18 protein-coding genes are annotated in these 17635 nt (G+C 70.5%); 11 read left to right on the forward strand and 7 right to left on the reverse strand.

Annotated elements, in window-relative coordinates:
• Positions 1-152 precede the first annotated feature (152 nt).
• Genes AC1RN5_RS00870 through AC1RN5_RS00880 form a run of 3 tightly spaced genes read left to right on the forward strand, consistent with a single transcriptional unit; the run spans position 153 to position 2863 of the window.
• The gene (locus tag AC1RN5_RS00870) at positions 153-1433 is read left to right on the forward strand and encodes a cytochrome P450 (RefSeq protein ID WP_493039405.1); all 1281 of its coding nucleotides are present in this window, start codon (positions 153-155) and stop codon (positions 1431-1433) included.
• Positions 1434-2459, forward strand: a complete 1026-nt coding sequence (locus AC1RN5_RS00875) for a phosphotransferase family protein (RefSeq protein WP_493039406.1) — start codon at positions 1434-1436, stop codon at positions 2457-2459.
• On the forward strand, positions 2456-2863 hold the full coding sequence (locus AC1RN5_RS00880) for a hypothetical protein (RefSeq protein ID WP_493039407.1): 408 nt from the start codon (positions 2456-2458) through the stop codon (positions 2861-2863). The genes AC1RN5_RS00875 and AC1RN5_RS00880 overlap by 4 nt, the downstream gene beginning before the upstream one ends.
• A 10-nt stretch (positions 2864-2873) precedes the next feature.
• Here the strand turns inward: AC1RN5_RS00880 and selD are convergent, their stop codons facing one another.
• The gene (selD, locus tag AC1RN5_RS00885; RefSeq protein WP_493039408.1) at positions 2874-3917 is read right to left on the reverse strand and encodes a selenide, water dikinase SelD; all 1044 of its coding nucleotides are present in this window, start codon (positions 3915-3917) and stop codon (positions 2874-2876) included.
• 85 nt (positions 3918-4002) lie between these two features.
• On the opposite strand from selD, the gene mnmH reads away from it, so the two are divergent.
• Both mnmH and AC1RN5_RS00895 read left to right on the forward strand, forming a co-directional pair.
• Positions 4003-5067: a tRNA 2-selenouridine(34) synthase MnmH gene (mnmH, locus tag AC1RN5_RS00890; RefSeq protein WP_493039409.1), complete on the forward strand. Its 1065-nt coding sequence runs from the start codon at positions 4003-4005 to the stop codon at positions 5065-5067.
• A 134-nt stretch (positions 5068-5201) separates the two neighbouring features.
• Positions 5202-7142, forward strand: coding sequence for a PAS domain S-box protein (locus AC1RN5_RS00895; RefSeq protein ID WP_493039410.1), 1941 nt, complete (start codon positions 5202-5204; stop codon positions 7140-7142).
• Positions 7143-7145: 3 nt separating this feature from the next.
• Here the strand turns inward: AC1RN5_RS00895 and AC1RN5_RS00900 are convergent, their stop codons facing one another.
• Positions 7146-8684: an acyl-CoA synthetase gene (locus AC1RN5_RS00900; RefSeq protein ID WP_493039411.1), complete on the reverse strand. Its 1539-nt coding sequence runs from the start codon at positions 8682-8684 to the stop codon at positions 7146-7148.
• 189 nt (positions 8685-8873) lie between these two features.
• On the opposite strand from AC1RN5_RS00900, the gene AC1RN5_RS00905 reads away from it, so the two are divergent.
• A complete protein-coding gene (locus tag AC1RN5_RS00905) occupies positions 8874-10058 on the forward strand; it encodes an MFS transporter (protein ID WP_493039412.1) in 1185 nt (394 codons plus the stop codon).
• A 5-nt stretch (positions 10059-10063) separates the two neighbouring features.
• Here AC1RN5_RS00905 and AC1RN5_RS00910 read toward each other — a convergent pair whose 3' ends face one another.
• A complete protein-coding gene (locus AC1RN5_RS00910) occupies positions 10064-10408 on the reverse strand; it encodes an antibiotic biosynthesis monooxygenase family protein (RefSeq protein WP_493039413.1) in 345 nt (114 codons plus the stop codon).
• Positions 10405-10713, reverse strand: coding sequence for an NIPSNAP family protein (locus tag AC1RN5_RS00915; RefSeq protein ID WP_493039414.1), 309 nt, complete (start codon positions 10711-10713; stop codon positions 10405-10407). The genes AC1RN5_RS00910 and AC1RN5_RS00915 overlap by 4 nt, the downstream gene beginning before the upstream one ends.
• A 112-nt stretch (positions 10714-10825) precedes the next feature.
• Here AC1RN5_RS00915 and AC1RN5_RS00920 point away from each other — a divergent pair, with 112 nt between their 5' ends.
• Positions 10826-11533, forward strand: a complete 708-nt coding sequence (locus tag AC1RN5_RS00920; protein ID WP_493039415.1) for an ArsR/SmtB family transcription factor — start codon at positions 10826-10828, stop codon at positions 11531-11533.
• Positions 11530-11868, forward strand: coding sequence for an MmcQ/YjbR family DNA-binding protein (locus tag AC1RN5_RS00925; protein ID WP_493039416.1), 339 nt, complete (start codon positions 11530-11532; stop codon positions 11866-11868). Before AC1RN5_RS00920 ends, AC1RN5_RS00925 begins: the two co-directional genes overlap by 4 nt.
• A gap of 60 nt (positions 11869-11928) precedes the next feature.
• Here AC1RN5_RS00925 and AC1RN5_RS00930 read toward each other — a convergent pair whose 3' ends face one another.
• The 3 genes from AC1RN5_RS00930 to AC1RN5_RS00940 all read right to left on the reverse strand — a co-directional run bounded on the left by AC1RN5_RS00930 (position 11929) and on the right by AC1RN5_RS00940 (position 13898).
• A complete protein-coding gene (locus AC1RN5_RS00930; protein ID WP_493039417.1) occupies positions 11929-12249 on the reverse strand; it encodes a hypothetical protein in 321 nt (106 codons plus the stop codon).
• 77 nt (positions 12250-12326) lie between these two features.
• Positions 12327-13412 carry a ribosome small subunit-dependent GTPase A gene (rsgA, locus tag AC1RN5_RS00935; protein WP_493039418.1) on the reverse strand — a complete coding sequence of 362 codons (1086 nt, stop codon included), beginning with the start codon at positions 13410-13412 and terminating at the stop codon, positions 12327-12329.
• Positions 13413-13445: 33 nt separating this feature from the next.
• The gene (locus AC1RN5_RS00940) at positions 13446-13898 is read right to left on the reverse strand and encodes a DUF1810 domain-containing protein (RefSeq protein WP_493039419.1); all 453 of its coding nucleotides are present in this window, start codon (positions 13896-13898) and stop codon (positions 13446-13448) included.
• Between the two features lie 149 nt (positions 13899-14047).
• On the opposite strand from AC1RN5_RS00940, the gene AC1RN5_RS00945 reads away from it, so the two are divergent.
• The 3 genes from AC1RN5_RS00945 (at position 14048) to AC1RN5_RS00955 (ending at position 17582) form a co-directional block, all read left to right on the forward strand.
• Entirely contained in the window at positions 14048-14452 is a 405-nt protein-coding gene (locus tag AC1RN5_RS00945; RefSeq protein WP_304829655.1) for a Zn-ribbon domain-containing OB-fold protein, read from the forward strand.
• An 8-nt stretch (positions 14453-14460) separates the two neighbouring features.
• Positions 14461-15600, forward strand: a complete 1140-nt coding sequence (locus AC1RN5_RS00950; RefSeq protein ID WP_421933051.1) for a thiolase C-terminal domain-containing protein — start codon at positions 14461-14463, stop codon at positions 15598-15600.
• Positions 15601-16082: 482 nt separating this feature from the next.
• A complete protein-coding gene (locus AC1RN5_RS00955; RefSeq protein ID WP_493039420.1) occupies positions 16083-17582 on the forward strand; it encodes a CehA/McbA family metallohydrolase in 1500 nt (499 codons plus the stop codon).
• The last annotated feature ends 53 nt before the right edge of the window (positions 17583-17635 follow it).

Consider the following 17635-nt stretch of genomic DNA (forward strand, 5'->3'; position numbering starts at 1 on the left):
CGGGTATCCTCCGGGGGCGCGTGTTTTCGTTGTCGGTATTGCCGCCGCGCGTGTCAGGGCAGTATCAAGTGAACAAAGATAACAAGACAAGGGAGAGCGTCGATTGCTGACCTCACGTAAGCTTACGTAGGGTCGACAACCGGCCAGGCCAGATGAGCGCAGCCGACGTCCTGATTCCGCAGTCCCAGGCCGCCAACCTGGTCGATCCGACCGCCTATGCCGACGGCCGGATCCACGAGACCTATGCCTGGCTGCGGGCCAACAATCCCTTCGGAAAGGCGCAGATCGAGGGGGTCGAACCCTTCTGGGTCACCACCAAGCACGCCGACATCCTGGAGATCAGCCGCCAGAACGCCCTGTTCTCCAACGGCGAGAAGTCCCCCACCCTGGTCAGCCAGGCGGTCGACGCCCGGGTCCGCCAGATGACCGGCGGCAGCCCGCACCTGCTGCGCACCCTGATCCACATGGATCAGCCCGATCACATGAAGTACCGGGTCCTGACCCAGGCCTGGTTCCTGCCCCAGAACCTGCGCAGCCTGGAGGACCGCATCCGCAAGATCGCCCGGGCCGCGGTGGACAAGATGGCCGCCCAGGGCGGGGAATGCGACTTCGTCAGCGCCGTGGCCCTGCACTACCCCCTGCACGTGATCATGGAGATCATGGGCGTGCCGGAGGAGGACGAGGCCCGCATGCTGATGCTCACCCAGGAACTGTTCGGCGCCGCCGATCCCGAACTGGGCCGCAAGACCGCCGAGCAGCCCGACGATCCGGCCAAGATCGACATGAGCGTGCTGACCGACTTCATCAGCTACTTCACCCAGTTCTCGGAGGCCAAGCGGGCCAATCCCACCGACGACCTGGGCAGCCTGATCGCCAACTCCAAGATCGACGGCGAGCCGATCAGCCACTTCGAGGCGATGAGCTACTACATCATCGTCGCCACGGCCGGCCACGACACCACCTCGTCCTCCACCGCCGGCGCCATCTGGGGCCTGGCCCAGAACCCCGGGGAGCTGGCCAAGCTGAAGGCCGATCCGTCCCTGATCCCGGGCCTGGTGGACGAGTCCATCCGCTGGATCACCCCGGTGAAGACCTTCATGCGCACGGCCATGGAGGACACCGAGATCGCCGGCCGCAAGGTCTCCAAGGGCGACTGGCTGATGCTCTGCTACGCCTCCGGCAACCGGGACGAAGAGGTGTTCGACGATCCCAACGCCTTCCGGGTCGACCGCAGCCCCAACAAGCACCTGGCCTTCGGCTACGGCGCCCACCTGTGCCTGGGCCAGCACCTGGCCAAGATGGAGATGCGCATCCTCTGGGAGGAGCTGATCCCGCGGCTGAAGTCCCTGGAACTGGCGGGCGTGCCGGCCATGTCCCAGGCGGTGTTCGTCAACGGGCCCAAGAAGCTGCCCATCCGCTTCGAGATGGCTTGAGTGGCCGCGCCCCTCGAACCCCGCATCGCGGCCTATATCGCCGCCCAGATGCCCCAGGCGACCGACGTCGCCGTCCGCGACCTGGCCCGCATCTCCGGCGGCGCCTCGCGGGAGACCTATCGCTTCACCGCCACATGGACCGAGGGCGGCCAGGCCCGCGAGCGCAAGCTGATCCTGCGCCGCGATCCGCCCGCCAGCCTGATCGACACCGAGCGCCGCATCGAGTTCGAGGCCTATCGCGCCTTCCACGGCACGAGCGTGCCGGCGCCGGAGATGCTGTGGCTGGAGGAGGGCGACGGGCCCCTGGACCACCCCTTCTTCATCGCCGCGGAGATCGCCGGCTTCCAGGCCGGCCCCGGCCTGCTGTGGGCCGAGCCCTATCTCGGAACCCACGCCCGGCTGGGGGAGCGCAAGTGGACCATCCTCGGCGAGATCGCCAAGGCCGACCCCGTCGCCAACGGCCTGGCCGAGGTGATGCCCGCCGTCGCCGCCGAGGACTGCTGGAACCGCGAGCTGACCTATTGGGAAGAGGTGCTGAACGCCGACGAGGCCGAGCCCCTGCCGATCATCCGGGCCGCCATCCGCTGGCTGCGGGCCAATCCGCCGCCCCCGGCCCAGAAGGTGGGCGTGGTGCATGGCGACTACCGCACCGGCAACTTCCTCTATGACACCGAGGGGCAGATCCACGGGATTCTCGACTGGGAGATGGCCCATCTGGGCGATCCCCTGGAGGACCTGGGCTGGAGCCTCAACCCCATCTGGTCCTTCGGTCGCGGTCTGGCCGGCGGCCTGCTGCCGCAGGACGAGGCCGTCGCCATCTGGGAGCGGGCCAGCGGCCTGAAGGCCGATCCCGCCGCCCTGCACTGGTGGACCCTGTTCAACTGCGTGAAGGGCCAGGCGATCTGGGTCTCCAGCGCCCGGGCCTGGCTGGACGGCGGCAACCGCGAACCCATCATGGTCTATCCCGCCTGGGCCATGACCAACGCCCAGGACCGGGCGGCGCTGCAAGTCATGGGGCGGCTATGATCCCTTCGGTTCCCGCGGTCCTCGTCGACCTCGCCGGCAAGGTGATGGCCAACGCCATGCCCGACGCCAATCCCACCGATCGCGCCGCGACGCTGGGGCTCTCGGCCATGCTGATGGGGCTGGCGGCCGAGGCCTGGGACGGTGCGGCCCACAATCTGGTGATGGAGAACCGGGCGATCCGCGGCCTGCTGGCCCGGGGCGCGGCCTATGTCCCGCCGCCGGAGGAGCGGGCGGAGGACGACTTCCGGCTGTCGGCCCTGGCGGCGGAGAACGCGCGGCTGCGGGCGGCCCTGATCACCCTGCAGATCGCCGTCGAGGGCCGCGACGAGGCCATGAACGACGCCATCTGGGCCGAGCTGCGGGCGTCGACCGAGCGCCGCAAGCAGCAGGGCTCGGCAGTCTGAACTTACGGTTCTAGGCGACCACCACCCGCGGGTCGCCGGCTTCCAGGCGCCCGACGACGGTGGCCGAGGCGAAGCCGCGGCTGCGCACCAGGGCCAGGATGTCGGCCGCCCGGCCGGGGGCGACGGCGATCAGCAGGCCGCCGCTGGTCTGGGGATCGCAGAGGATGTCTCGCCGCCATTCGGGCAGGTCGTCCGGCGCCTGCACCGCCTGGCCGTAGCTGGCCCAGTTGCGCACCGAGGCGCCGGTGCGGACCCCGTCCCGGGCCAGGGCCTCGACGCCCGCAAGCAGGGGTGGGGCGTCGGCCTCGATCAGGGCCATCAGGCCCGCGCCGCGGCACATCTCCAGGGCGTGGCCCAGCAGGCCAAAGCCGGTGACGTCGGTGACCGCGCTGACGCCCGCCGCCCCGGAGAGCTCGGCGCCCACGGCGTTGAGCTGGGTGGTCGAGGCGATCAGGGCCTCGTAGCCGCCGGCCGGCATCCGCTCCTGTTTGAAGGCCGCGCTGAGCACCCCCACCCCCAGGGGCTTGGTGAGGATCAGCACGTCGCCGGCCCGGGCGGTGCGGTTGGTGAGCACCCGGTCAGGATGGACCAGGCCGAGCGCCACCAGGCCGTAGATCGGCTCGACGCTGTCGATGGAGTGCCCGCCGGCGATGGGCACGCCCGCCGCCGCGCAGACCGAGGCGCCGCCGGCCAGGATGGCGCCGATGGTCTCCACCGGCAGCTGGGCCACCGGCATGCCGACGATGGCGAGCGCGAAGATCGGGGTCGCCCCCATGGCGTAGACGTCGGAGAGCGCGTTGGTGGCGGCGATGCGGCCGAAGTCGAAGGGGTCGTCCACCACCGGCATGAAGAAGTCGGTGGTGGCCACCAGGGCCTGGCTGTCGTTCAGCCGCCAGACCGCGGCGTCGTCGGAGGTCTCGGTCCCCACCATCAGGTTGGGGAAGACCCCGGCCGCCGGCATCTTGGCCAGGATCTCCCGCAGCACCGAGGGCGCCAGCTTGCAGCCGCAACCGCCGCCATGGGCGAGCGAGGTCAGGCGGACGGGGGCGGTCATGGCGAGGTCCTTGGCTTAGCGGCGGCGGGCAAACGGTATATAGGCCTGCCGGCCCCAGCATAGGGGCGATTGGAGCAGCAAGGGCATGGCCCGCATCCTGGTGACCGAGGCCGTCGATCCCGCCGCCCTGGCGACCTATGACGGGATCATCGACGTCCGCAGTCCGGGAGAGTTCGCCGTGGACCATGTGCCGGGGGCCATCAACCTGCCGGTGCTCAACGACGCCGAGCGGGCGGAGGTGGGCACGATCTATGTCCAGGAGAGCCGGTTCAAGGCCAACCGCATCGGGGCGGCCTATGTGGCGGCCAATATCGCCCGCCACCTGCGCGGCGCCCTGGCCGACAAGCCACCGGAGTTCCGGCCGCTGATCTATTGCTGGCGGGGCGGCAGCCGCTCCAACGGCATGGCCACCATCCTGTCGCAGATCGGTTGGCGGACCACGGTGCTCACCGGCGGCTACCGCACCTATCGGCGCTGGGTGAGCGAGCAGCTCTATGACGCCGATCCGGCCTGGCGGCTGGTGCTGCTGGACGGCGGCACGGGGTCGGGGAAGACCGAAATGCTGGGCCGGCTGGCGCGGCGCGGCCTGCAGGTCCTGGACCTGGAGGGCCTGGCCGAGCACCGCGGCTCGCTGTTCGGCGGTTTCCACGGCCAGACCCAGCCCAGCCAGAAGATGTTCGAGAGCCGGCTGCTCGCCGCCCTCCTGGCCCTGGACCCGACGCGGCCGGTGGTGACCGAGGCGGAGTCCAGCAAGATCGGCGACCGCATGGTGCCCCCGACCCTGTGGCGGGCCATGGAGGTCGCGCCGCGCATCGAGCTGACCGCCGAGCCCGCCGAACGGGCGGCCTATCTGGCGGCCACCTATGGCGAGGTGGTGGCCAGCGACCTGGAGGCGGCCTTCGACCGCCTGCCCACCTATCCCGGCCAGAAACGGCTGGAGAACTGGCGCCGGCTGGTGGCCGACCGGGCCTATGCCGAGCTGGCCCAGGCCCTGATCGAGCTGCACTACGACCCGGCCTACCGGCGCTCGGCCAAGAAGGAGACCCGCGCCCGCCTTGGGTCCGTGGCCATGGGCGACCTGTCCGACGCCGCCCAGGAAGCCGCCGCCGAGGCGGTCGCGCGGCTGGTGGCGGCAGGTTCCGCCGCCTGACCGGCGGCCCGAACACGACCCTCGACTGCAAAGCGGCCCGCGGACTCGGTTAGCGTGGTGGCGGCGCGCGCTTTAAAGGCCAAGCTGGCGCGGACGCGACTCGCCTGGCTCGGGCGGGCCAGGGAGGCGAGAGTTTGGCGACGACCCAGGACGTCCTGGCCCTCAGCGAGGTGCGGTACCGTCTGATCACCGAGCAGATCACCGACGTGGTGTCCTGCTGCGACGCCCAGGGGATCCTGACCTTCGTCTCACCCTCGGCCGAGGCCCTGTTCGGCTACCGCCCCGAGGAACTGTTGGGCAAGGAGTCGGTGGTGGTGGTCCATCCCGACGACCAGAAGGCGGTGCGCAAGTCCATCATCGCCTATCTCGCCGCCGGCCCCGGCGCGGCGCCGCCCCGGGTTGAGTACCGGGCGATCCGCAAGGACGGCCGGCAGATCTGGATCGAATCCTGCCCGATCGCCGTGCGCGATCCGAACACCGGCGAGCTGATCGAGCTGCAGGACTGCACCCGCGACGTCACCGCCCGCCGGGAGGCCGAAGAGGCCTTGGCCCGCAGCGAGGAGCGCTACCGGCTGCTGGCCGAGAACGCCACCGACATGATCCTCTGCTACGATCCACGCGGGGTGCTGAGCTACGTCTCCCCCTCGGTGCGGCGGATGGGCTACGAGCCCGAGGAGCTGGTGGGCCAGCGCACCATCACCTTCCTGCACCCTGACGACCTGGCCCGCGTGGTGGCCGAGTTCAAGGTCTACGCCGCCGCCCCGCCCGGCGCCGAGCCCATCCGCTACCAGCATCGCGGCTACCGCAAGGACGGGAGCCTGCTCTGGCTGGAGGCGATCTCCAAGGCGATCCACGATCCGCAGACCGGCGTCCTGCTGGGCTTCCAGGACGTGGTCCGCGACATCTCCGACCGCAAGGCCCTGGAGGACGACCTGGGCGCCGCCCGCGACGCCGCCGAGGCGGCGGCGGCGGTGAAGTCCGCCTTCCTGGCCAATATGAGCCACGAGATCCGCACCCCGCTCACCGCCATCCTGGGTTTCTCCTCCCTGCTGGCCCAGCGTCCGGGCCTCGACGCCCTGGGCCGCCAGCACCTGGAGCGGATCCGGGCCGGCAGCCAGGCCCTGCTGTCCATCGTCAACGACGTGCTCGACTTCTCCCGGCTGGAGGCCGACCAGGTGGAGATCACGCCGCAGCCGGTGGCGATCGCCAAGACCACCGAGGAGGCGCTCGCCCTGTTCTCCCCCCAGGCGGAGGCCAAGGGGCTGGAACTGGTCTTCGAGACCGACGGGGCGCTGCCCGATCACCTGATGGTGGACCCCGACCGGCTGCGGCAGATCCTGTTCAACCTGATCGGCAATGCGGTGAAGTTCACCGAGGCGGGGTCGGTGCGGCTGAAAGTGGCCTACGCCCCCGACCTCGAGCGGCTGCACCTGTTCGTCGCAGACACCGGGGAGGGGATGGACGCCGGGCAGATCGCCCGGCTGTTCCAGCGCTTCTCCCAGGTGGACGCGGCCTCCACCCGCAAGCACGGCGGCACCGGCCTGGGCCTGGCCATCTGCAAGGGCCTGGCCGAGGCCATGGGCGGCGGGGTCAGCGTCGAGAGCGCGCCGGGCCGGGGCTCGGTGTTCCACGTCCACCTCTGGGCCCCGGTCACCGACCTGGCGGGGCCGGCCGAGGCGGTATCCGAGGCGGCGCCGGCCGAGGACCTGAAGGTGCTGGTGGTGGACGACAACGACGTCAATCGCGAGCTCGCCCGCCTGCTGCTGGAGTCCTTCGGCGTCCAGGTTTCGGAGGCCCGCGACGGGGAGCAGGCCCTGGCGCTCGCCCAGGCCGACGCTGTCGACCTCATCCTGATGGACATCCGCATGCCCCGGCTGGACGGCCCGGCCACCCTGCGGCGGCTACGGGCCCAGCCCGGTCCCAACCAGGGCGTCCCCGTCCTGGCCTTCAGCGCCGACGCCGACCTGGAGGGCGCGCCCTGGGCCCACGAGTTCGACGGCCTGGTGCGCAAGCCCATCGTGGCCGCCGACCTGCTGGCGGAGATCGAGCGCTGCCTGGCGGTGGCGGAGGGCTGAGGCTCAGATCTTGCGGTCGGTCCAGTAGGCGTCGCGCAGGACGCGCTTGTAGAGCTTGCCGGTGGGCAGGCGGGGCATCTCGGCGATGAAGTCGATGGAGCGCGGCGCCATGTAGTGGGCCAGCCGTTCCTTGGCGTAGGTCAGCAGCTCCTCCGCCAGCTCGTCGCTGGGGGCGTGTCCGGGAGCCGGCTCGATCACCGCCTTGACCGCCTCGCCCATCTCCGGATGCGGAATGCCGAACACCGCCACGTCGGCCACCTTGGGGTGGGTCACCAGCAGGTCCTCGATGGCCTGGGGATAGATGTTCACCCCGCCGGAGATGATCATGAAGGCCTTGCGGTCGGTGAGGTAGAGATAACCGTCCTCATCGAGATAGCCGACGTCGCCGAGCGCGTTCCAGTTGGGGTGCCGCGGGTGGCGGGCGTCGGCGGTCTTGGCCGGGTCGTTGTGGTACTCGAAGGTCGGCGTCTCGCGCTCGAAATAGACCAGGCCGGTCTCGCCCACCGGCAGTTCGTTCCCGTTCTCGTCGCAGATGTGCAGCACGCCCAGCGCCGCGCGTCCCACCGAGCCGGGATGCTCCAGCCAGTCCTCGCTGGTGATGAAGGTCGAGCCCGAGCCCTCGGTGCCGGCGTAGTATTCGTAGAGGATCGGCCCCCACCACTCGATCATCTGGCGCTTCACCTCCACCGGGCAGGGGGCGGCGGCGTGGATGGCGACCTGGTGGCTGGAGAGGTCGTGGCGGGCGCGGGCCGTCTCCGGAAGCTTCATCATGCGGACGAACATGGTGGGCACCCACTGGCTGTGGGTGACGCCGTATTTCTCGATGAGCGCCAGGGCCTGTTCGGCGTCGAAGCGCTCCATCATCACCACCGTGCCGCCGAAGGACTGCACGCTCAGCACATAGGCCAGCGGCGCGGCGTGATAGAGCGGGGCGGGCGAGAGATAGACGCTGTCGGCGGTCAGGCCATAGCGGTTGACCGCCTGGCGGGTGGCGAAGCCTTCGGCCGGCGACATTTCCGGCAGGGGGCGCAGGATGCCCTTGGGCCGGCCGGTGGTGCCCGACGAATAGAGCATGGAATCGCCCATCCACTCCTGGGCCAGGGGCTCGGGCGAGCCGCCGGCCAGGGCCTCCTCGTAGGACTCCCAGCCGGGAATCGTCCCGCCCACCATCAGGCGGATCGGGCAGTTGGGGATCAGGTCCAGCAGGGCCTGGGCGGTCTCGCGCTTCTCGTAGGAGGTGATCAGCGCCTTGGCCCCGCAGTCGCCGACGATGTAGGCGGCCTCGTCCGGCGGCAGGTAGCGGTTGATGGTGGTGACATAGAGCCCCGACCGGAACCCCGCCCAAACCGGGTCCATGAAGGCCAGGTTGTTCTCCATCAGGACGGCGATGTGGTCGCCCCGGCGCAGGCCCCGGGCGTACAGGAACTGCGCCATGCGGTTGGAGCGCTCGTCGAGCTGGGCGTAGGTCACCACCTGGCCGGTGTCGGCCGAGATCATGGCGGGCTTGTCGGGCGTCCGGCGCGCGTGGTCGGGCAGATACATGGTCGATCCTCACCTTCGGGCCCCCGTTCTGGTGCGCGGGCTACCAAGGCGACGATGGGGCCAGGCAAAAATTCAGGCAAACCCTAAACGCCCCGCGCCAACGCCGGCCCTTGAAAGACTCACCCCTTCGGCCCTCTCTGCCCGGCAAGGCGCGGCCCGGCCGCGCGCACCTCGGAGCCACGGTCGCAGATGAGCCTGAAACGCGTGCCGCGCACGGTCTGGGCCCTGGGGTTCGTGTCCATGTTCATGGATATCTCCTCGGAGATGATCCACAGCCTGCTGCCGGTCTTCCTGGTGGTGGGCCTCGGCGCCTCGCCGGCCCTGGTGGGGCTGATCGAGGGGATCGCCGAGGCGACGGCCTCCATCACCAAGGTGTTCTCCGGCTGGCTCAGCGACCGGCTGGGGCGGCGCAAGATGCTGGCGGTGCTGGGCTATGGCCTGGGCGCCATCACCAAGCCCATCTTCCCCCTGGCGGTGACGCCCTTCGAGGTGCTGGGCGCCCGGTTCGCCGATCGGATCGGCAAGGGAATTCGCGGCGCGCCCCGGGACGCCCTGGTGGCGGACGTGACGCCGAAGGAGCTGCGCGGCGCGGCCTTCGGCCTGCGGCAGTCCCTGGACACGGTGGGCGCCTTCGTCGGTCCGCTGATCGCCGTGGGGCTGATGGCCCTGCTCAACGACGACATGCGCGCGGTGTTCGGCTACGCGGTCATCCCGGCGGCCATCGCCGTCCTGCTGCTGGTGCTGGGGGTGGAGGAGCCGCCGGCCAGCCAGGTCCCGCACGCCGCCAGGGCGCCGATCCGCTGGGCGGAGGTCCGGGCCATCGGCGCCCCCTTCTGGCTGGCGGTGGCGGTGGGGGTGCTGTTCACCATGGCGCGGTTCAGCGAGGCCTTCCTGGTCCTGCGGGGCGCCGACGCCGGCATTCCCCTGAGCCTGATCCCCTTCGTGCTGATCGCCATGAACGTGGTCTACGCCCTGGTCTCGGCGCCGGCCGGCAGCCTGTCGGACCGGCTCGGGCGCAAGGGCCTGCTGGTGCTCGGCACCGCGGTCCTGATCGCCGCCGACCTGGTCCTGGCCTGGGTGGGGAGCATCGCCGGCGTGGTGGCCGGGGTGGCGCTCTGGGGGCTGCACATGGGCCTGACCCAGGGCCTGCTGGCGGCCCTGGTGGCGGACACCGCCCCCGCCCGGCTGAGGGGCACGGCCTTCGGCCTGTTCAACCTGGCCACTGGGGTGACCCTGCTGGCGGCCAGCGTGCTGGCCGGGGCGATCTGGTCGGCGCGGGGCGCGCCGGCCACCTTCCTGACCGGCGGCGGCTTCGCCCTGCTGGCCCTGGTGGGGGTCGTGGTCCTGCTGAAGGAGGACCGCGCCCCGGCCTGAGGCCCTCAGCCGTGGCGGGCGCGGGAGTCGGCGGGGGCCTGGTCGCGGTCGGCCATCCCATAGTCGCGCAGCACGCTGGCCACCCGCAGCCGGTAGCCGGCGAAGACCCCGGCGCGGCCCGCGTCCTGCGCCGCGCGGTGGGCCTCCAGGGCGCGCCACCGGGCCACCGCCGCCTCGTCGCGCCAGAAGGAGAGGGAGAGGATTTTCCCAGGTTCCGTAAGGCTTTCAAAGCGTTCGATGGAGAGGAAGCCGTCGACGCCGTCCAGCAGGGGCCTCAGGTCGGCGGCTAGGCCGAGATAGGTTTCGCGGGTCTGCGGGTGGGGCTGGACCTCGAAGATGACGGCGATCATGGGGTCACCGGGGCGAGGAAGGTGCGTTCCTCGCGCAGGATGAACCGCCCCGCCTGGGCCAGAGCGAAGTTGGCGGCGCCGGCGGGGTCGGCGCGCAGGCGGGCGCGGTAGGCCTCGTAGGCGGCCAGATTGTCGAAGGAAATCAGGGCGTGGGCGACGTCGTTGGTCCCCTCGTGCGGCAGCCAGTACCCCAGCAGGTCGCCGCCGCAGGCCGGGATGATGGTGAGCCAGTTCCGCGCATAGGCCTCGAAGGCCTCGCGCTGGAAGGGGTCGATGACGTAGCGGATGTGGCAGGTGATCGTCACGTGTCGGTCTCCGTGGAGGGTAGATAAGGGCCCCTCATAGGCCGGCGGGCGGCGGGCATGCTTCGATCCGGGTCGAATTGTCGTCGTGGGGGTTCAGGGCTAGGCTCGGCCTATGAAACTCGGTCCCGACATCGCCCGGATCGGCGCCTTGCTGGGGGATCCGGCGCGGGCCAACATGTTGACCGCGCTGGTCGGCGGGCAGGCGCTGACGGCCGGGGAACTGGCCCGGGAGGCCGGAATCACGGCCTCCACCGCCAGTTCGCACCTCGCCCGGCTGACCGACGATGGCCTACTTGTGAGGGTCAAGCAGTCACGCAGTGTCTACTACGCCCTGGCCAGCCGGGAGGTGGCCGAGATGCTGGAGAGCCTGGCGGGCCTGGCCGCCCGCAGCGGCCACCTGCGCACCCGCCCCGGCCCCAAGGAGCCGGCCCTGCGCCGGGCGCGGGTCTGCTACGACCACCTGGCCGGCGAGCTGGCGGTCACCATGCTGGACAGCCTGCTGACCCGCGGCGTCATCGAGGACCGCGAGGGGTCCCTGGTCCTGGGCCCCGACACCGGCTTCCTGCGCGCCTTCGGGATCGAGACCGACGCCCTGCCGCGCGGCCGCCGTCCGGTCTGCAAGGCCTGCCTGGACTGGAGCGAGCGCCGCAGCCACCTGGCCGGGTCCCTGGGGGCGGCGATGCTGACCCGGATCTACGACCTGGGCTGGGCGCGGCGGCTTGAGGGGACGCGGGTGGTGGCCTTCAGCGCGCCGGGCCTGGCGAGCTTCGAGGCGCGGTTCGGAGCGCCCCGGGCGCTGACCGGAGCAGACGGCCGATGACCACCCGTGACGAGGTCCGCCGCATCGCGCTCAGCCTTCCGGAAACAACGGAGACCGACCACTTCGACGCGCCGTCTTATCGGGTGAACGGCAAGGCCTTCGCCATCCTGCGGGAGGCGGGCCGGGTGACGATCAAGCTCGACCCGGAGGATCAGGCGAACCTGGTCCTGGCGCGGCCGGGGGTCATCGAGCCGGTGTCCGGCGCGGGCGCGCGGGTGGCGAGCGCGGCGCGCCAGGGCTGGACCTTCGTTCGCTATGAGCTGTGCGACCCGGCGGAGATCGCGCGGCTGCTGCGGCTCGCCTGGGAGGGCGTGGCGCCGAAGAGGCTGCTGTAGGCCTCAAATTCCTCCCCCCGAAACGGCCTGCGGCCTGGGGGAGGAATTCGGAGCGCCAGATCAGGCGGGTTCGGTGACCGGGTCGCGGAACTCGTCGGCGGGGACGTAGGCGCAGCCGTCCTCGTCCAGGACCCAGACACCGATGAGGGCGGGGTGGTCGGGGTCGAGGTCTTCGTCCAGCAGGTCGCCGTCATAGAGGGCGACATTGCTGTAGTCGAAGTCGAGGGAGAGTTGGCTGGCCAGGCCCAGCATCTCGTCGGCCATGCGGCGCGAATAGCCCACGGCCTCGGCTTCGCTTCCGAAGTCGTCGGTCAGGGTGTTCATCTCGGCCGCGTCGCTGCCTTGGGCCGCACTGGTGGTGACGATGGTGTAGGCGGGCATGGGGCATCTCCTTGGGACGGCCCCTCCCTACCCCGTTCGGGGCGCCACAGGTCGGATATTCTGAAAAAACAGCGGGATCAGTCGGCGCCGCCCCGGTGGTCGCGCCGGGTGGCGCGGTAGGTCTTCGACAGGGCGGCGGACTGGCGGCGCTCGGCTGCCTTGGCGATCCGCTCGGCCTTCTGTTCCACCGCCGCCAGCTCGACGCCAAGCTTCTGGAAGTTGGCCCAGCGGCCGGGGTCCAGGGCGCCGCTCCGCAGGGCGGCCTGGATCGCGCAGCCGGGCTCGTGGCTGTGGCCGCAGTCGTTGAACCGGCACGCCGCGGCCAGGCGCTCGATGTCGTCGAAGGCCTCGTTCATGCCCTCGTCGGCGTCGATCAGCCCCACCTCGCGGATGCCCGGCGTGTCCAGCAGCAGGGCGCCGCCCGGCAGCAGGACCAGCTGCCGGCTGCTGGTGGTGTGGCGGCCCTGGTCGTCGGCCTCGCGGATGGCCTGGGTGGTCATGCGCGCCTCGCCCAGGAAGGCGTTGACCAGGGTGGACTTGCCGACCCCGGAGGAGCCGATGAGCACGCAGACCTCACCGGGGGCGACCTGGGCCAGCAGGGCCTCGAGACCCAGCCCCTCCCGCGCCGAGACCCGCAGGACCGGGGCGCCGTCGGCCAGGGCGACGATCTGCGCCGCCTCGCCTTCCGGGTCGGCGCTGAGGTCGGACTTGGTCAGGACCACCACCGGCCGCGCCCCGCTCTGCCAGGCCGCGGCGAGATAGCGCTCGATCCGGCGCGGATTGAGGTCGGCGTTCATCGAGCTGACGACGAAGACCACGTCGATATTGGCGGCGATGACCTGCAGCTTGCCCAGGCTGTCGGCGGCGCGGCGGGTGAGCACCGTGCGCCGGGGCAGGACCGCCTCGATGACCGCCGCGCCCTCGGCGGGGTTCAGCGCCAGCGCCACCCAGTCGCCGACGGACGGCGGGTCGGCCTCCTGGGCCTCGTGGTGCAGGCGGCCCGACAGGTTGGCCCGCAGCTCGCCCTGGTCGGTGGCCACCAGATAGCCGTCGCGGTGCTGGGCGATGACGCGGGCCGGCGTGTGGCCGGCCAGGGCGTGGGGCGCGAAGGCCTCGGCCAGCAGGTCGGTCCATCCGTATTGCGCAATGACGCTTCCAGGCATCCGACCGGTCTACCGCCTTTCGGAGCGGTCGGGTCAGGACATTTGCTTCCCCGCGGGCGGAGAAGGCAGGAGCAGGCGCAGGGTCTCCGGGTCCGGGGCGCCGCCGAAGTAGCGGGCCAGCGCCGTGCGGAAGGGTTCGCCGTCCTCGCTGGCCTTGAGGAACAGGGTCATGGAGGAGCGGAACTTCAGGTCGTCGGGCTGGCCGAAGATCTGGCTGGCCGAGCGGCCGTCGACCGCCAGGACCCGCCGCGTGCAGGCCAGCAGCCGGGGCCCCAGCACCGGGTGGGCCAGGTAGGCGCGGGCCTCGGCCAGGCCGGAGATGGCGAAGAACTCGGCGGTCGGGCTGCGGCCCAGGCCGGCCAACTGCGGGAAGACGAACCACATCCAGTGGGTCAGCTTGCGGCCCTGCTTCAGCTCGGCCAGCACCGTCTCGATGACCGGGTCCTGGGCCTGGACGAAGCGGGCGAGATCGAAGGGGTCTTCCACGGAATGGGCCTCGAGGGCGGGAGGGAACGGCCTGGCAGCCTACTTCCCGCTACGTTACCAATCGACAAGCGGGCCAACCTCGGGTTTGCTGCACCGCCCTCGTTTTGAGGGCCAAGACTCATCGAATTTGATTGGGGACGATTTTTCATATGGCTCGAATGTTGCCCGAACCCACGCCGGAAACCCGGCATTTCTGGGAGGGTTGCAAGGACGGCGAGCTGCGTCTGCAGCGCTGCACCGAATGCACCCACAGCTATTTCCCCCCGCGCCCCTTCTGCCCGAAGTGCGGCTCGCGGGACGTCGAGGTCTATGCCGCCAGCGGCAAGGGCTTCCTCTATTCCTACGTCATCAACCACCGGCCGCGCCCCGACATGGGGACCGAACCGCACTCCATCGCCGTGGTGGAGCTCGATGAGGGTCCGCGCCTGATGACCAACATCGTGGGCTGCCCGCAGACGCCGGAAGCCCTGCAGCTGGACATGAAGGTCCAGGTGAAGTTCGAGAAGCAAACCGACGACATTTCCCTTCCCCTGTTCGAACCGGCGAAGGGCTGAGACCGCACATGAAACCGAAATCAGTCGCGGTCGTCGGGGCCGCTGAAACCACCCGCATGGGCAAGATCCCGGACATGTCGGTGATCGGCCTGCACGCCGACGCCGCCCTCAACGCCATGAAGGACGCGGGCCTGAAGCCCTCGGACATCGACGGCGTCGCCACCGCGGGCGTCAGCCCCGTGGAGCTGGCCCAGTATCTCGGCATCACGCCCACCTATGCCGACGGCACCAGCGTCGGCGGCTGCTCCTTCATGCTGCACGTCCGCCACGCCGCGGCCGCCATCAATGAGGGCCTGGCCAAGACCATCCTGATCACCCACGGGGAATCGGGGCGCTCGCGCGTCGGCGCCGGCGGCTTCGGCCGCAACGCCAGCTCGCTGATGGGCCAGTTCGAGATGCCCTACGGCGTCACCAGCCCCCCCACCATGTTCACGATCCCGGTGCTTCGCTACATGAAGACCTACGGCGTGACCGAGGAGGACCTGGCCATGGTCGCCGTGGTCCAGCGGGAATGGGCGGCGCTGAACCCGCGCTCGTCCTTCAAGGACCCGATCACCGTCGACGACGTGCTGAACTCGCCGATGATCGCCTGGCCGTTCCGGATGCTGATGTGCTGCCTGGTCACCGACGGCGGCGGGGCGCTCATCCTCACCAGCGCCGACCGCGCCAAGGACTTCCCCAACAAGCCGGTCTTCGTGCTGGGCACCGGGGAAAGCGTCGAGACGCCGATGGTCAGCCAGATGGAGGACTTCAACACCTCCAAGGCCTTCCGCGTCTCGGGCAAGAAGGCCTTCGACGAGGCCGGCATCAAGCACGCCGACGTCGATCACCTGATGATCTACGACGCCTTCGCCCACCTGCCGCTCTACGGCCTGGAGGACCTGGGCTTCTGCAAGCCCGGCGAGGCCAAGGACTTCGTGCGTGAGCGCAACACCGCCATCGGCGGCAAGCTGCCCATGAACACCAACGGCGGCGGCCTCTCCTACATGCACTCGGGCATGTACGGGATGTACGCCCTGCAGGAGAGCGTGCGGCAGATGCGCGGCACCGCCGCGGCCCAGGTGAAGGACGCCAAGATCAGCGTCTGCCAGGGCGTCGGCGGCATGTTCGCCGCGGCCGGCACGGTGATCTTCGGCAACGAAGCCTAGTTTCGTTTCAACGACTTACCGCACTCCATGCTGCGCAGCATGGGGTGCAGCATTTTCGCCCTCCCCGGGAGACCGGGGAGGGCGTTTTGCTGCGGGGGCGGGGTGCGGCAAAGCAAGGTTTGGAACCCCGAACCTCACGAACGGCACGAACTGTTGCTCCCCCATTGGGGGAGCTGCGCGAAGCGCCTGAGGGGGACCTTGACCCTCGTTCTAGGGCCGAAAGAGTGTCGACGACGTCGATCCCCCTCCGGCACGGACCTTCGGTCCGCGCCACCTCCCCCACATCGGCGCTGCGCGCCTGGGGGAGGCCGCGTCACCCCAGGCGTGTCATCCCGCATGGAGCGCGCAGCGCGAAAGTGCGGGACCCAGATGCGCGGGGCGTGCCGGATGGATCGGTGCGTATGGGTCCCGGACAAGCCCTGCGGGCTTTCCGGGATGACACGGGATGGTTTGTTCGTGGGGTTCGTGGATATTCCTTCTGGATGCGATGCAGCTTCCACATCCTGGCCTTGCTGGCGGCCCTGTTGTTCAGCGGCGCGGCGCGCGCGCAGGCCCCTGACCTCACCCTCACCGGAACGCTCACCGGCGCCGATCACCAGACCTATCGGGAGGTTCCGTTCAAGGTTCCGGCCGGGGTCACTCAGATCACCGTGGCCTTCGACTATTCGGGGCGCGACCAGAAGGCGACCATCGATCTCGGCTTGCGGGACCCGCAGCGGTTCCGGGGCTGGAGCGGGGGAAACAAGGCGGGCTTCACCCTTTCCGAGGCCGAGGCGACGCCCTCCTATCTGGCCGGGCCGCTGCTGGCGGGGACCTGGAGGCTGGTGCTGGGGGCGCCCAATATCCGCAAGGGTTCGACCGCGGCCTATCGCGCGCGGATCTGGTTCTCGCGGGCGGCCGAGCTTTCGGCGGCCACGGGCGGGCCGGGCTGGTATCGCGGCGACCTGCACCTGCACACCGGCCATTCCGACGGGACCTGCCTGTCGCACGGCGGCGCGCGCGTCCCCTGTCCGGTGTTCAAGACCCTGGAGGCGGCCTCGGCCCGGGGGCTGGATTTCGTCAGCGTCACCGATCACAACGCCACCTCGCAGAACGGACCCCTGCGCGAGCTGGCCCCCTATTTCGACGACCTGGTGCTGATCCCGGGCCGCGAGATCACCACCTTCCAGGGCCACGCCAATGTCTTCGGCCCCACCGGACCCCTCGACTTCCAGCTCGGGAGCCCGCGGGCGCCGAGCCTGGCCAAGATCCTGGATCAGGTCGAGGCGGCCGGCGGCCTGGTTTCCATCAACCACCCGGCGATGCCGTCGGGCGAGGCCTGCATGGGCTGCGGCTGGCGCGTGGCCGACACCCCCTATGGGCGCATCCCGGCCATGGAGGCGGTGAACGGCGGCGGCATGGCCCTGATCGGCGGCAAGGCCGAGGGGCCGTTCTCGGGGATTCCGGTCTGGGAGGCGCGGTTGAACGAAGGCTGGCGGATCACCGCCATCGGCGGCTCGGACAATCACGACGCCAGCCTCGACCCCGCCAAGGCCCCGGCCGTGGGCATGCCCACCACGGTGGTCCACGCGGCGGCCAAGTCGCAGGCGGCGATCCTGGCGGCCATCCGCGCGGGCCACGTCTTCATCGACGTCACCGGATCGCGCGACCGGCTGATCGAGGTGACCGGCGAGGCGGGGAATCAGAGGGCCGAGATGGGGGACGTCCTGACGGCGCCGGCGGGGGCGACGGTGCGGGTCAGCGTCCATGTGCGGGGCGGGGCCGGAGGGCGTCTGAGCCTGGCGGGGGGCGCGGCGGGTCGGGCGAGCCTGACCCATCCGGACCTGGCCGGGGACGACGAGACCCGGGTCTTCGACCTGGTGAGCGACGGCAAGCCCGGCTGGCTGAGGGTGGACCTGAGGGGGGCCGACGGGCGGCTGATGCTGCTGACCAATCCCCTCTATCTTCGACCCGCCCCGGTAGAGGCCAACAGCCTGAAGTAGAACGGATTTCCGCGGGTCACCAGGCGCGCCGGCCCGGGAGGCCGGTCTTCTGT

It is taken from the genome of Phenylobacterium sp. GW821-FHT12F10 (genome assembly GCF_058806695.1).